Here is a 13,883-nt window from a genome sequence, read left to right on the forward strand (position 1 = left end):
TGTTTGTAGTGAAACCCTATAAGAATTAACCAAAGCCGAAGAATATTTACCTTGTATTTACGCTCTTAAGGATTTAATGTATTGTGTTGGCGTAAGAGATAGCTGTTTTTTAAAATATTTATTAAAAGACACCTTATTGTTAAAACCAACTTCGTAGGCAACTTGAATAATACTTAAGCTATTATATTCATCTCTTTTTAGTATTTCGGTAGCTTCCTCAATTCTATATTGATTCATAAGCTCAGAAAAACTCATGTTAAAATGCTCGTTAATTACTTGAGATGTGTTATGTCTTGTTGTATTTAATTTGATTGATAATGACTCAAGATTTAAATCATTATCCAAAAACACTTTATCTTCATCAAGAAGTTTTAAAAGGTTTTCCTTTAATTCTAATGATAAAGACGACGTTAACCCTGATTTTTTATACTTAAACAATTTCAAAGGATCTAATAATTTCATTTTTCCTTTGAAAATCTCAGGCTGTCCATAAGCTATATAAGCAACATAAAACACTACGCTCACCATAACTACAATTTGCAAATGGAATAAAGGTTGAAAATTAACTATTCCAGTAATTCCACCTGCATATATTATATATGCGATTGTATAAATTATATGAAGTGAGAGTAAATTTCTTTGCCAACAAAATGTATCATTGCTTTTACTATTGATAGTCTTTTTGTTTTTGCGGTACATTTTTAAAATTAAAAAAGCATAAATAGACAAAGAGAGTATTTTAACAATAATAACAGTATATGCCGCAGATTGCAATACATTTTTTCCATCAAAAAGAATATTAAACTTCTCCAACGGAGACATCATATAATAAGGCAAAATTGATACAAAGAGAATTACAGAAGGTAATAAATGTAATGTGTCTATTAATTTAAACTTATAATTATAATTAATTCTTTTAAAATAAAAATAAAGCAATGGACCATATAAAAAAGAAAACGTTGCAGTCATTAATAATGCTTGAGGCAAATGATATTGATAATTGATTACATACAAGCTTAAATGCAAAATAAACAATGAGTTAAAAAGTACAAATAGACTAATTAAAAATGTACCCAATCTATCTACTCCTTTTTTAATATTTAAAATGATAAAAATGAAAACCCCCAAGAAGCCTGCATAAAAATAAATTATTGCCATAAAATTAAATTTTGGCAAATACTTTTCCTTAAACTCAAGATATTTATCGGTGCTATTGATATTTGAAAATAGGTGGTCGTTTATAATGGACATGTCTGCTGTAGCACCTATATACTTTTCAATATATAGCATTGCGCTATCAACATTATTGTTATTGGAATATTCTATCGCTAAATTCCTAAAAACTTCTATAGAATCCAACGCAGATACTCCCCTTGAGACCAATGTGGTCGAAGGGTTAAAAAAAGAAGGAAATTCTAACAGTTTATTTTCATAGGTTTTCAATTCTACACCTTGAACAAAATTTTGCTCAAATGCAAAAGCACTTGAAAACAAAGCAAGAAAAATAATTAGAATTAAGTCTTTTTTTGGATAAACTATATGTGATTTAAGCTTTACCAAAGTGTAATTTTTACAATTAAATATACGATATGAAGCCCAAAAACACCTACAGAAAGTAAAATCCGATAATTATTTACTTAAAATTTAGCATTATTTTAAGACATCTATCACATAAATGTCAATAATCACAAAAAAATTATGATTTGGTTTATTAGTCGTATTAATTAGCTTTTCATTTCACGCCATACTTATCGTATAAATACACTAAAGCTGTCATTGCTGCTGCACCAAGTTCAAGCTCGCGCTTATTAACATACTCAAAAGTATCGTTGGCAGCATGGTGATGATCAAAATAACGTTGTGTATCAGGACGAAGACCAGCCAACACCACATTACCATCTTTTAAAGGCCCTATATCGGCACCACTTCCTCCTTGTACGAAGGAATGTACTAAGTAAGGTTCAAACAAAGGTTTCCAATTTAATACTTGATTAAACTCTTCGTTGCTACAATCAAATGAAAAGCCTCTAGGCGTAAATCCACCAGAGTCACTTTCTAAAGCAAATATGTGTTTTTCTCCTTTCTGTTTAGCAATTTCGGCATATTTACGCCCTCCTCTTAGTCCATTTTCTTCATTCATAAACAGCACTACTCGTATGCTTCTTTTAGGCTTAATTCCAGAAAGTTTTAGTAATCTCAATACATCCATTGACTGGGTACATCCAGCTCCATCATCGTGCGAGCCATCTCCTAAATCCCAAGAATCTAGGTGACCTCCAACAACAATATATTCATCTGGAAATTCACTTCCTGTAATTTCGCCAATAACATTATGTGAAAGCACATCATTATATTGTTTACAGTTTTGCTTAAAATAAAATTCAACAGTACTGTCTAATTTAAGCATGCTGCTAAGTAATTCTGCATGATTCGTACTAATTGCTGCTGCAGGAATACGCTGATTTAAAGGTGTGTTACCATAATTCATGTTTCCAGTATGCGGATAATCGTCTAAACGCAAATTCATAGATCTTACAATTACACCAACCGCTCCAAATTTACTTGCTTCTTTTGCTCCCGAACCACGTTGATCTACAGCACCACTGTATGAATTAAACGTATTCATTAAGGTTGCTTTCATTGGGCGATTAAAAAACACTATTTTACCTTCTATGTTTTCTCGACCTAGAGTATTTAGCTCATCTAAACTATGCACCTCAATCACTTTGGCTTTTACACCAAGTGCAGGAGTAGCAACCGAGCTTCCCAAAGCACAAATATTAACTTCAATTGTTTCTCCTGAACTTGTTTCAATATAAGCGTATTCTTTAGTACCTCTTACCCACTTTGGCACCATAACAGGTTGTAACCAAACTTTATCTAGACCTAGGTTTTCTAGTTCTTCTTTAGTCCACTGTACAGCTCTTTCAGCATTTAGAGATCCTGAAAGTCGCGCTCCAATTTGTCTAGATAAATGGTCGAGCCATTCGTAACTTTTACCGTTAGAAAGTGAAGTATCGTATATGCTTTTTATGACTTCCTCATCTGTTTGGGAAAATGCATTAATTCCAATAAAAAATGTAAAAAGTAAGATTAATCGCTTCATAAGAGTATTTATTTAGCATTAAAGATACTATTTTATTGACGCAAAAAAAGACAATAATCTTATAAAAAAACCCAGCCGAAGCTGGATTTTAAAAACAGTTATAAATTAACGTCTTAATTAAAAAATCTAACCACTAAGACACTATCTCTTAAGCTTTAGACTAAAGTTTATATGAATAGTTTAAATAAACTACTCATTTTTTAGCTGTTGTTTATACAAATCTATATTTGCCTTGACCTCATCATCTAATTCTGGTTCTTTAATATCGTTATAGGTTGTTAACGTATCTAATAATATTTTGGCCACAATATACCTTGCTGTAGGTTTATCATCAGCAGGAATGGTAAACCAAGGCGCATGTGGTTTAGAGGTTCTATTTATTGCATCTTCGTAACAGACTTGATACTTATCCCAAAGTTTACGTTCTTTTAAATCGCCTGAAGAAAACTTCCAGTTTTTTTCTTCTTTATTTAAACGCCTAAGCAAACGGTTTTTTTGTTCTTCTTTTGATAGGTTTAAAAAAAACTTGAAAATAATCGTACCATTATCTTTTATATGCTTTTCAAAATTATTGATTTGCTCAAAACGCTTGGCCCAAAACTCGTCGTTAATATCTTCAACTGAATTGACTGAAGGTATATTTTCACCTAATATATATTCAGGATGTACTCTTGTTACCAGTACATTTTCGTAATGCGTTCGATTAAAAACACCAAATTTACCTCGCTCAGGCAATGCTATATAATGTCTCCAAATATAATCTTGGGAGAGCTCCTTTGGTGTTGGCACTTTAAAACTATGTACTACAACACCTCGGGAATTAAAATCTTTAAACACTTCGCGAATCATACTATCTTTTCCAGCAGTGTCCATACCTTGAATACATATAAGCACTGCATACTTACCATGTGCATACATTGTGTCTTGAAGTTTCCCCAGCTTTTTCCTGACTTTTTTAAGTTCTTTTTGAATTGCCTTACTGCTTTCTCCTAAATTATATGTAGTAGGCGTTTTGGATAAGGAAATATCACTAGAAACTTTAAACTTATTTATATCAATCGCATTCATAAGTGTATTTTTGTTAAATATAATGAAGATTTTGTAGTTTTGATAGTATCCTAAAATTGTATGGCAAAAACACTATTTGTAACTTTTTTTATTGGTCTTTCTTTAAATATTTGTCATGCGCAAAAGCAAAATTATTTAGAAAACCCTATGTATGCTAGTCTTTCTAAACCTAGCATTTTATCTACTCATCCATTTGGTATTTTAGTTTCTAGAATTCAAGGTAACTTTAAATTTAAGCCTTACCAAAAGTTTTGTTTTTCAATTAATCTTGAAAGTGGAAATGTATGGGGAACTCCAATAAAAACCTACATTCCCAATAGTTTAGAGGTTAGAAATGAAGTAAGAAAGCACGAATGGCATCAGGCTCAATATTATTTTGACGAAGAGACCTTAGACGCAACATCTTACGAATTACAAGTTGACGGAGTAATTAAAGGTTTACGTATTAAATCGTCTATTAATTTAGGCAATCATCAAGAACTTAATATTGGCTTTAGAATGTTTACTTTAACTAATGGAAAACTCCCCTTTTCTTTCTTTACAAGTGATGATTTTATTGAAAGTTTTCATAAAAATATTGCTGGAGGCAAAGATCCATTTGACAGAGGTACTTTTGGACACAATAAAGCAAAAATAAAATATATTGACAGACATGGTAACTCTTTAAATTTAGAGAATAACGATATTGTTTTTGGTGGTGTAGAAAGTTCTTACTACCTCTATCCTAAAAAATTATCTACAGATACTTTTAGTGCAAATTTTGGGACACATTTAGGAATTAATCTTTCTAAATACAATACATCTTTAGACCTAGGTATTTCTTTAAACACTTTAAAAATAATTAAAGTAAATAACTTAAGTTATTTTCAGATTGGGCTAGGAATTGGAGCTTTAAGAAAAAATCTTGTTGACTTAAAAAAGCATAATCTTGAATTAGGAACTAATAATTACTTGGGACATCTAGAAACAGCATTTACTTATAACTTTATTTCAAAAAAGAACACAAAACACACATTTGGGTTTGACTATTATTTGCAAACAAGTTTAAACAAGCGAGATGAAATAAATTATGCTATTCCTATAAGGCATCCTAATGCTCATAATTCTTGGGGTCATGGTGTAACCAATTTATACAAAAACAATAATTATTGGTCTTTTTTCTATTCGTTTACAAGAAAAGTCATTACAACAGTTTATTTACAGCAAGATTTTGAGGTAAACAATAACCCAGATATACAAACTGGTGTAAATATTACTTTCTTTATAAGTTAAGTAGAATTTTGCATTTCATCGATAAAACACATAAAAACCATGTTGAATGGTTGTTTTTTATTACATTAGCCTTAACCTACTTAATATATTAACCCAAATGCCATGAAAAAAAACTACTTATTTTTTCTATTATCTATTGCGTTTTTTTACGCAAATGCACAAAATAAATGCGAAGATGCGCACTCAGATGTTATTTATGCATATTCTCATGTAAAATCGGCATACGACTCTAACAACATTTCACATTTAAAAGACTATTCTAAACGCTCTACCGACGCCTTTAATAGAGCTAAAGAAATACTAAATAGCTGTGGTTGTACAGCATCCTATAACCACGCATACGATGCTTCAGAATTACTTAGTAAAGTTGAAGCAGTTAAAACATTTGAAGATGGACGTTTTTATGTAAAACGTGCTAGAGAAATTGCAAAAGAGGTTATAAATGAATTAGAATTGTGCACAAAGTTAACTGAAGAAGATGAAGCACTTGCCAAATTAGAGTATGATAAACTAAAACTTCAACAACAGCAAATAGAATTGAAAATAAAAGAAGAACAATTAAAACAAAAGTTAGCTCAAAAAAAAGCTGCCGAATTACAATTAAAGAAGGAACAACTTATTACTAAAAACGATCAAGCTTTAAATACAAAGATTCAAAGTTTTAACACCATTTTAGAAGCTTGCGACTGTGATATTGAAATGCCAAGAATAGCCTATAAAAAGGAAGCCTTATTATCTAAAAATCTTAATGAGATAAAAGAAGAATACTTAAGTATTTTTAAAAGTATGACAAGTAATTATCTTAATAAACTAAATGCCTGTACAGATTAAAGTGTTGTCTGCAAAAGAGGCCTGATTAAATAATATTGAGTAGTTCAGGCCTCTTTTTTTATTTGCTGGCAAACATTTTTACATCGGCTTCACTAACTTCGGTTCCCCCTAAAATTATCAACCTTTCAATAACGTTTCTAAGCTCACGAATATTTCCTGTCCAATCGTATTCTTGCAATAACTTTATTGCGCTTTTAGAAAATGATTTTTTAGAAATACCTTGTTCGCTAGCTATTTTAGATGAGAAATAATCTATTAATAATGGTATGTCTTCTCTTCTATCATTTAAAGCAGGTACTTTTATTAAAATTACGGCAAGCCTGTGATATAAGTCTTCTCTAAACTTTCCGTCTTCAATTTCCTTTTTAAGGTCTTTGTTAGTAGCAGCAACTACACGTACATTTACCTTAATATCTTTATCACTTCCAACACGTTGAATACGACTTTCTTGTAAGGCTCGCAACACTTTTGCTTGAGCCGACAAGCTCATGTCTCCAATTTCATCTAAGAAAATAGTACCTCCATTAGCTGCTTCAAATTTTCCAGCTCTGTCTTTATTAGCACTAGTAAAGGCTCCTTTTACATGCCCAAACAATTCACTTTCAATAAGCTCACTAGGTATTGCAGCACAATTAACTTCAATCATCGAACCTTTTGAACGATCACTCTTTTGATGTAACCAATGTGCAACCAATTCTTTTCCAGTGCCGTTTGGACCAGTAATTAATACACGTGCATCAGTAGGAGCTACTTTATCTATCATTTCTTTGATTTGCTTTATCTCCTTACTTTCGCCAATCATTTCGTAGTTTTTACTTACTTTTTTCTTTAAAAGTTTGTTTTCTACTACAAGTTCTTTTTTATCGAGTGCATTTCTAACAGTGTTTAATAACCTGTTTAAATCTGGTGGTTTTGAAATGTAATCAAAAGCACCTAAACGCATTGTGTTTACAGCTGTATCTAAATCGCCATGACCAGATATCATAACCACAGGAGTTTCAGGTTTAATCTTTTTTATAGCTTCCAATACTTCAACACCATCCATTTTAGGCATTTTAATATCACAAAGAACTAAATCGTAATCTTCTTTTTTAATTTTTTCAATACCTACAAGACCGTCTTCAGCTTCATCAACTTTGTAAGTATCACTTTCTTCAGTTAATATTTTTGCTAGCACACGTCTAATGGCAGCCTCGTCTTCTATTATTAATATTTGTGGCATAAGTTTTTAGTTATTGTATAAATGAACGTCTCTTTGAGGAAACGGAATTGTTATATTATGTTCTTTAAATAACCTGTTTATTTCAAAACGAATATCACTTTGCGGTAAAACTGCTTCAAAGCTATTGCTTAACGTAAAAATAAGTTTAAAATTTAACGAACTATCACCAAAGTTCATAAATAACACCAAAGGAGGTGGGTGTTTCAAAACTTTTGGATGATTTTTTGCTGCTTGTAACAATAACTCTTTTACTAATTCTACATCACTTCCATAAGCCACTCCTACACTCACACTTTCTCTAGTTTTTACTCCATTTTCTGTCCAATTATAAAGTATTGATGTTAAATATTTATGGTTAGGAATCACCAATACTTTATTGTCTATGGTTACGGCACGTGTAGTCCTCAATTTAATTTCTACAACTCTACCAACTTTACCATCAATTTCAATAATATCACCAACATGAACAGATTGATCTAACAATATGAAAATTCCTGAAATTATATCTTGGAAAAAGGTTTGTAATGCTAAACCTACACCAACCAATAATGCCGCTGAAGCCGCAAAAATAGCAGTAACATTAACACCCATATTATCCATGGTGATAAGTAGGACTACTAAATAGATAAAATATCGAGCAAACGAAAAAACAGAAGTAAACTTTAGTTTATCTTCATCAGGGAGTTTTCTTGTAACAAGTTTTTTTATTCCTTTTAACAACATAGCTGTTAGAATAAAAACAACTATAACCACCAAAATAGTTTTTATAGAAATATGTACTGTATTTCCAAACTCAAACTCATAGTTTAAAAAATTCTTTATTTTTTCCATCATCTAGTACTTTAACCATTTATAAAGTTCTTTATAACTAGGCTTTTTACCATACATTAAAATGCCTACTCGATATATTTTAGCCGCAAACCAAACTGTAAACATAAAGGTACCTATTAATAATAACACCGAAACTACCTGTTGCCAAATTGGGACTCCAAAGGGAATACGCATTAACATAACCACAGGAGATGTTAAAGGTATAAATGAAAAAATTGTAGATACAGTTCCATGAGGATCTTCAATTACAGTAAAAATACCAACATATACCGCCAAAATTAAAGGCATTAATATGGGCAGCATAAATTGTTGTGTATCTGTTTCATTATCAACAGCTGCACCAATAGCAGCATATAATGAACTGTACAGTAAATAGCCACCAATAAAAAACAACAAGAACATAATGACCAAGTTTGTAAGTGGCAAGTGATAAATAGCACTCATTAAACTTTGAATTTTCATATCAGCGCCTTGTGTTTCCATAGCTTGTTGCATTAACTCTTGCTGTGGTGCTTGCATTTCTGTCATATTTACACCAAAAATTGCTGATACTACAGTCATTAAAACACCTCCTAATATAATCCAAACAATGAATTGTGTAATTCCAGCTAACGACGTTCCAATAATCTTACCAAGCATTAATTGCACAGGCTTCACAGAAGAAATAATAACTTCAATTATTCTACTGGTTTTTTCTTCAATAACACTTCTCATAATCATGTTTCCATAAATAATAATAAACATGAACAACATATAACCTGCTAAGCCTCCAAAAATAAGTTTTACAATATTGTCTATTTTAGATGTTTTTTCTCCCAAAAAACTCTCTTGAGCGATGTTAATTTTTGCTTTAGATGATTTTAATTTTTCGATATCTACACCTTGTTGCTGTAATTTTAAATCGGTAAACTTCTTTTCCAATTTACTCTCTAACCCTTCCATTAAAGTTATTGAAGGTGTATCTTTAGAATAGAATTTTATACCTTCTAAAACGCTATCAATATTATCTCCTTTTGTAATGTGCAACAAACCATAATGCTCATTTTCTTCAGCTTGTTGTTTAGCTTGAATTATTGAAACATCACTTAAAATTTCGTATTTGGTATTATCTGTATCCTTAAAAATTTCTTCAACAAATCCAGACTCATCTAGAATAGATATAGTACGTTGTTTACTATTATTTAATTGCGATAAATAGGCTACAACAGCAATAAGAGCAATCATGATTATTGGACTTAAAATAGTCATGATAATAAACGACTTGTTTCTAACCTTAGTTAAATACTCTCGCTTTATAATTAATGGTAAATGATTCATAATTAACTATTCTTGACTGTTTGAATGAATATATCGTTTGCTGTTGGTACTAATTCATTAAAATGATTGACCTGAGCTTTACTGGTTAAAAACGACAATAAATCGTTTGACGTTTCGGTTGACTTTAACTTGATATTTAACTTTAAATCATCATTCAGCGATTTAAAATCAGCTTTTGAAACTTCAAATTTTTCTTTAATTAAGTTCGTTAAATCTGATTCATTGTCAGTAACCAAACCAACCTCGAACGTATTTGTTTTAAACTGCCTTTTAATATCTTGAAGTTTTCCATCCAATATTTTATTGGATTCATGGATTAACGCAATATGGTCACATAACTCTTCAACAGATTCCATACGATGTGTTGAGAAAATTACCGTAGCTCCTTCATCTCTTAATTGTAAAATTTCATCTTTTATTAAATTGGCATTTATAGGATCGAAACCCGAAAAAGGCTCATCAAATATTAATAGCTTAGGTTGATGTAATACAGTCACTACAAACTGTATTTTTTGAGCCATCCCTTTTGATAGTTCTTGAATTTTCTTATTCCACCAATCTCCAATTTCTAATTTTTCAAACCAATATTTTAAGCGCTTTTTAGCTTCGCTTTTACTCATTCCTTTTAATTGAGCTAGATATAAAGCTTGTTCACCAACTTTCATAGACTTATATAAACCACGCTCTTCTGGTAAATATCCAATATCTTTAATATGATGCGATTGCAAAGGTTGACCATCTAACAACACGTTGCCAGTATCAGGCATTGTAATTTGATTTATCACCCTAATTAACGTTGTTTTTCCAGCACCATTTGGACCTAATAAACCAAAAATACTTCCTTTAGAAACCTCTATCGAAACATTGTTTAAAGCTGTGAATTTTCCGAATTTTTTAGAAACCGAATCGGCTACTAATAAGTTATCCATTTAATTTCTTTTAGTATTTTAAATAAGTCTGGTAAAGATATTAAATGTTACAGGAACATAGGTGTTTTTTAAAAATAGAATTGTATAAAAACAAAACCCACCCTTAAAAATTAAGGATGGGAAAAATTGCTATGAAAAAGAAAAATTACCACTAAAATACATCAGTGGTAGTTCAAATATACTGTTTTTTCTTAAATAAATCCTAAAATGAAATATTATCTTAAATATTAACTTGTTTAGAAAGAAATCTATTACACAATTAGAAAACTTGATGATATGTGTTAAGAAAACATATCTTTTACTTTCTCAAAAAACGATCTGTCTGAACTCTCAGGTTTAGGCTCAAAATGCTCATCTTCTTTCATGCTTTCAAAAAACTCTTTCTGTTGTTTATTAAGTGTTTTGGGCGTCCAAACGTTTACATGCACTAATAAGTCTCCTTTTCCATAACCATTAATACTTGGAATACCTTTACCTCTTAATCGCAGTATTTTACCCGATTGCACACCAGCTTCCACTTTAATTCTAACTTTTCCAGTTACCGTATCAATTTCTTTTGAAGTTCCCAAAACTGCATCAGGGTAACTTATGTATAAGTCGTAATGCAAATTATCGCCTTCACGTTGTAATGTTGGGTGGTTTTCTTCTAAAATAGCTACCAATAGATCTCCAGAAATACCATTTCCAGGAGCTTCATTTCCTTTTCCTGAAACTTTTAGTTGCATTCCATCAACAACTCCTGCAGGAATTTTAATAGACACTGTTTCTTCTTCAACAATTAAACCTTGAGCATCAGCTCCTGCTGGTTTTTTATCAATCGCTTGTCCTGCTCCACCACAAACATTGCATGGTGTAGAGGTTTGCATTCTACCTAAAATAGTATTAGTTATTCTAGTAACTTGACCTGATCCATTACAGGTAGAGCATGTTTTATATGTAGTGCCTTTAGCTTGTTTTTTACGCTTTACTTTTACTTTTTTCTCAACGCCATTAGCAATTTCTTCAAGAGTCAATTTTACTCTAATTCGTAAATTACTTCCTTTTACAACACGTTGTCTTTGTTGACCTCCAAAGCCACTAAAACCGCCACCTCCAAAAGCACCGCCAAAAATATCACCAAACTGACTAAAGATATCGTCCATATTCATACCTCCACCGCCAAAGCCTCCAGCTCCTTCAAAGGCTTGATGACCAAACTGGTCGTAACGTGCCTTTTTATCAGGATCACTTAATACTTCATAAGCCTCTGCTGCTAGTTTAAATTTTTCTTCTGCCTCTTTATCATCGGGATTTTTATCAGGATGGTACTTTAGTGCTTGCTTTCGGTATGCTTTTTTTATTTCAGCAGACGAAGCGCCTTTGCTTAATCCTAATATTTCGTAATAGTCTTGCTTTGCCATATTTACTGTCCTATAACTACTTTTGGAAAACGAATTACCTTATCTCCTAAAGCGTATCCTTTTTCAATTACATCTACAATTTTTCCTTTTAGATCTTTACTTGGAGCTGGAATTTGAGTTACCGCTTCGTGATTATCAGCATTAAAAACGTCTCCTTTTTCAACCTTAATTTGCGACAACCCTTTTTGCTCTAAAGTATTGAGTAGTTTTTGATAAATCAATAATACACCTTTACGTAACTCTTCGGCTTCCTTGTCATCATCAATATGAGTTAATGCACGCTCAAAATCATCAAGAATTGGCAGCATAGACGTCATAACATTTTCACTTGCTGTTTTAAATAATTCGATACGCTCTTTAGCTGTTCTTCTTTTATAATTTTCAAACTCAGCAAACAAACGCAAAAACTTGTCTTTTTCAGCCTTGAGTTCGTCTTGTAGTTTTTCTTCAATTGTTTGCTCAGAAGTTTCTTCAACTTGTGCTTCTTGTTGAGCTCCTATTTGCTCTTCAACCACCTCTTCTTTTTTATTTTTTTTACTCATGTTTTAAAAACTAAATATTCAAAAAAATCAATACTAATAATAGTTGGCAAAAGTACTGCCATTATTATTAAAATGTCAAAATGTCACAAAATATTTTTACTATTTTTTAACTATTCTGATTTTGCTAATTAGTATTTTTGCTAAAACACTAATAAAGAAGTAACAACTATGAAAAAATCTATTTTTAAATTCTTTACAATAGCTATGTTAAGTTTGGCTATTGTAAGCTGTAAAAATTCTGCTGAAGAAGCTAAAACTACTGAGGCTGCAGAAGCAACCGAAGCACAAGTAACATCAACAAAGTACATAGCAAATCCTGCTGAAACCACTATTGAGTGGGCTGGTTACAAACCTACAGGACAACATAACGGAACTATACAACTAGATTCTGGTGTGTTTACTGTAAATAATGGGCAAATTGAAAGTGGAACTTTTATTATTGACATGGCTTCATTAAAAGATAATGACGGAAGTGCAAGACTAGAAGGTCACCTTAAAAGTGCTGACTTTTTTGATGTTGAAAAACATCCTAATGCTGCTTTTGAAGTAACCGGTTTTGAAGAAGTAGATGGAAAGATGATGCTTTCAGGAAATTTAAAATTAAAAGAAAAAGAAAACAATGTGACGTTTCCAGTAACACTAAGCGAAGATGGTGACACTTTTACTGTTACAAGCGACATGTTTACAATAGATCGTTCTAAATGGAATGTAAAGTATGGCTCTAAGTCGTTCTTTGATAACTTGGGAGACAAGTTTATTAATGACGATATCGAGTTAAAGATTACTGTTAAGGCAAAGAAATCTTAACATTAAGAAACCTTTAATTTTAATAAAGCTGCTCATATTTGAGTAGCTTTATTAATTTTATAATAACCTTTAGTTAAATTAAAAATTAGGTAAACTATGTTTCTTTGTTTGGTAAACCAAATTAAGAACATGAAAAAAATTTACATTTTAATTGTATTGGCAATTTTGACTCAATCATGTACAGTAAATGACACTGATAATTTTAAGAATGAATTACTAGAAACCTGGACATTAGTGAATGTACTAGAGAATTCTTCAAATTCTCAAAACAATAACAATACTTTACAGGTACAAGAGCAATTAACTCTACAAAACGATAGCATTTTTACAAGAACAAGACGAGCAAACTCAAATTACTGGTTTTTGCAAGGCACATATTCAATAATCAAGACAGATGAAGCAAAATACATGGTTCTAAAATACCATGAAGAAAGTGCTATTATTGGCAACTGCTCAAACAACAAAAACGAAGTACTTATTTTTGAATCTGAAAACGAAATTAGCAACATTTGGTTTGAATGTGGAGGTCCAAAACTAATTTACAATAAAAACTAGTTG

General features: G+C 31.3%; 13 protein-coding genes. 4 read left to right on the forward strand and 9 right to left on the reverse strand.

Annotated elements, in window-relative coordinates; translation table 11 throughout:
- Positions 1–57: 57 nt before the first annotated feature.
- The 3 genes from E5167_RS07105 to E5167_RS07115 form a co-directional block, all read right to left on the reverse strand.
- Positions 58–1,560: a helix-turn-helix domain-containing protein gene (locus tag E5167_RS07105; protein WP_136842535.1), complete on the reverse strand. Its 1,503-nt coding sequence runs from the start codon at positions 1,558–1,560 to the stop codon at positions 58–60.
- 172 nt (positions 1,561–1,732) lie between these two features.
- On the reverse strand, positions 1,733–3,106 hold the full coding sequence (locus tag E5167_RS07110; protein ID WP_136842537.1) for a M28 family peptidase: 1,374 nt from the start codon (positions 3,104–3,106) through the stop codon (positions 1,733–1,735).
- 189 nt (positions 3,107–3,295) lie between these two features.
- Positions 3,296–4,174: a PPK2 family polyphosphate kinase gene (locus E5167_RS07115; RefSeq protein ID WP_136842539.1), complete on the reverse strand. Its 879-nt coding sequence runs from the start codon at positions 4,172–4,174 to the stop codon at positions 3,296–3,298.
- A 60-nt stretch (positions 4,175–4,234) separates the two neighbouring features.
- Here E5167_RS07115 and E5167_RS07120 point away from each other — a divergent pair, with 60 nt between their 5' ends.
- Together E5167_RS07120 and E5167_RS07125 are read left to right on the forward strand one after the other, a co-directional pair.
- Positions 4,235–5,446, forward strand: coding sequence for a hypothetical protein (locus E5167_RS07120; RefSeq protein ID WP_136842541.1), 1,212 nt, complete (start codon positions 4,235–4,237; stop codon positions 5,444–5,446).
- Positions 5,447–5,548: 102 nt separating this feature from the next.
- On the forward strand, positions 5,549–6,277 hold the full coding sequence (locus E5167_RS07125) for a phage tail tape measure protein (RefSeq protein ID WP_136842543.1): 729 nt from the start codon (positions 5,549–5,551) through the stop codon (positions 6,275–6,277).
- A 58-nt stretch (positions 6,278–6,335) separates the two neighbouring features.
- Here the strand turns inward: E5167_RS07125 and E5167_RS07130 are convergent, their stop codons facing one another.
- From E5167_RS07130 to E5167_RS07150, 6 genes are all read right to left on the reverse strand, one after another.
- Positions 6,336–7,499, reverse strand: a complete 1,164-nt coding sequence (locus E5167_RS07130) for a sigma-54-dependent transcriptional regulator (RefSeq protein WP_136842545.1) — start codon at positions 7,497–7,499, stop codon at positions 6,336–6,338.
- A gap of 6 nt (positions 7,500–7,505) precedes the next feature.
- Positions 7,506–8,330, reverse strand: coding sequence for a mechanosensitive ion channel family protein (locus tag E5167_RS15480; RefSeq protein ID WP_317130371.1), 825 nt, complete (start codon positions 8,328–8,330; stop codon positions 7,506–7,508).
- Positions 8,331–8,333: 3 nt separating this feature from the next.
- Positions 8,334–9,647 (reverse strand): ABC transporter permease, encoded by a 1,314-nt coding sequence (locus E5167_RS15485; RefSeq protein WP_211242138.1) that lies wholly within the window; start codon positions 9,645–9,647, stop codon positions 8,334–8,336.
- A gap of 2 nt (positions 9,648–9,649) precedes the next feature.
- Positions 9,650–10,576, reverse strand: a complete 927-nt coding sequence (locus E5167_RS07140) for an ABC transporter ATP-binding protein (protein ID WP_136842547.1) — start codon at positions 10,574–10,576, stop codon at positions 9,650–9,652.
- A 281-nt stretch (positions 10,577–10,857) separates the two neighbouring features.
- Positions 10,858–11,976, reverse strand: a complete 1,119-nt coding sequence (dnaJ, locus tag E5167_RS07145) for a molecular chaperone DnaJ (protein ID WP_136842548.1) — start codon at positions 11,974–11,976, stop codon at positions 10,858–10,860.
- Between the two features lie 2 nt (positions 11,977–11,978).
- Positions 11,979–12,518 carry a nucleotide exchange factor GrpE gene (locus tag E5167_RS07150; protein WP_136842551.1) on the reverse strand — a complete coding sequence of 180 codons (540 nt, stop codon included), beginning with the start codon at positions 12,516–12,518 and terminating at the stop codon, positions 11,979–11,981.
- 168 nt (positions 12,519–12,686) lie between these two features.
- Here E5167_RS07150 and E5167_RS07155 point away from each other — a divergent pair, with 168 nt between their 5' ends.
- Together E5167_RS07155 and E5167_RS07160 are read left to right on the forward strand one after the other, a co-directional pair.
- The gene (locus tag E5167_RS07155; protein ID WP_136842553.1) at positions 12,687–13,325 is read left to right on the forward strand and encodes a YceI family protein; all 639 of its coding nucleotides are present in this window, start codon (positions 12,687–12,689) and stop codon (positions 13,323–13,325) included.
- A gap of 129 nt (positions 13,326–13,454) precedes the next feature.
- Positions 13,455–13,880 carry a hypothetical protein gene (locus tag E5167_RS07160; RefSeq protein ID WP_136842555.1) on the forward strand — a complete coding sequence of 142 codons (426 nt, stop codon included), beginning with the start codon at positions 13,455–13,457 and terminating at the stop codon, positions 13,878–13,880.
- Positions 13,881–13,883: the final 3 nt, after the last annotated feature.

Origin of the sequence: Pontimicrobium aquaticum (genome assembly GCF_005047595.1) — a bacterium.
Classification (GTDB): Bacteria; Bacteroidota; Bacteroidia; order Flavobacteriales; family Flavobacteriaceae; genus Pontimicrobium; species Pontimicrobium aquaticum.

Coding starts and splice junctions, on each gene's coding strand:
- E5167_RS07110 (WP_136842537.1), bottom strand. CDS start 3,106: ATGAAGCGATTAATCTTACTTTTTACATTTTTTATTGGAATTAATGCA.
- E5167_RS07115 (WP_136842539.1), bottom strand. CDS start 4,174: ATGAATGCGATTGATATAAATAAGTTTAAAGTTTCTAGTGATATTTCC.
- E5167_RS07120 (WP_136842541.1), top strand. CDS start 4,235: ATGGCAAAAACACTATTTGTAACTTTTTTTATTGGTCTTTCTTTAAAT.
- E5167_RS07125 (WP_136842543.1), top strand. CDS start 5,549: ATGAAAAAAAACTACTTATTTTTTCTATTATCTATTGCGTTTTTTTAC.
- E5167_RS07130 (WP_136842545.1), bottom strand. CDS start 7,499: ATGCCACAAATATTAATAATAGAAGACGAGGCTGCCATTAGACGTGTG.
- E5167_RS15480 (WP_317130371.1), bottom strand. CDS start 8,330: ATGGAAAAAATAAAGAATTTTTTAAACTATGAGTTTGAGTTTGGAAAT.
- E5167_RS15485 (WP_211242138.1), bottom strand. CDS start 9,647: ATGAATCATTTACCATTAATTATAAAGCGAGAGTATTTAACTAAGGTT.
- E5167_RS07140 (WP_136842547.1), bottom strand. CDS start 10,576: ATGGATAACTTATTAGTAGCCGATTCGGTTTCTAAAAAATTCGGAAAA.
- dnaJ (WP_136842548.1), bottom strand. CDS start 11,976: ATGGCAAAGCAAGACTATTACGAAATATTAGGATTAAGCAAAGGCGCT.
- E5167_RS07150 (WP_136842551.1), bottom strand. CDS start 12,518: ATGAGTAAAAAAAATAAAAAAGAAGAGGTGGTTGAAGAGCAAATAGGA.
- E5167_RS07155 (WP_136842553.1), top strand. CDS start 12,687: ATGAAAAAATCTATTTTTAAATTCTTTACAATAGCTATGTTAAGTTTG.
- E5167_RS07160 (WP_136842555.1), top strand. CDS start 13,455: ATGAAAAAAATTTACATTTTAATTGTATTGGCAATTTTGACTCAATCA.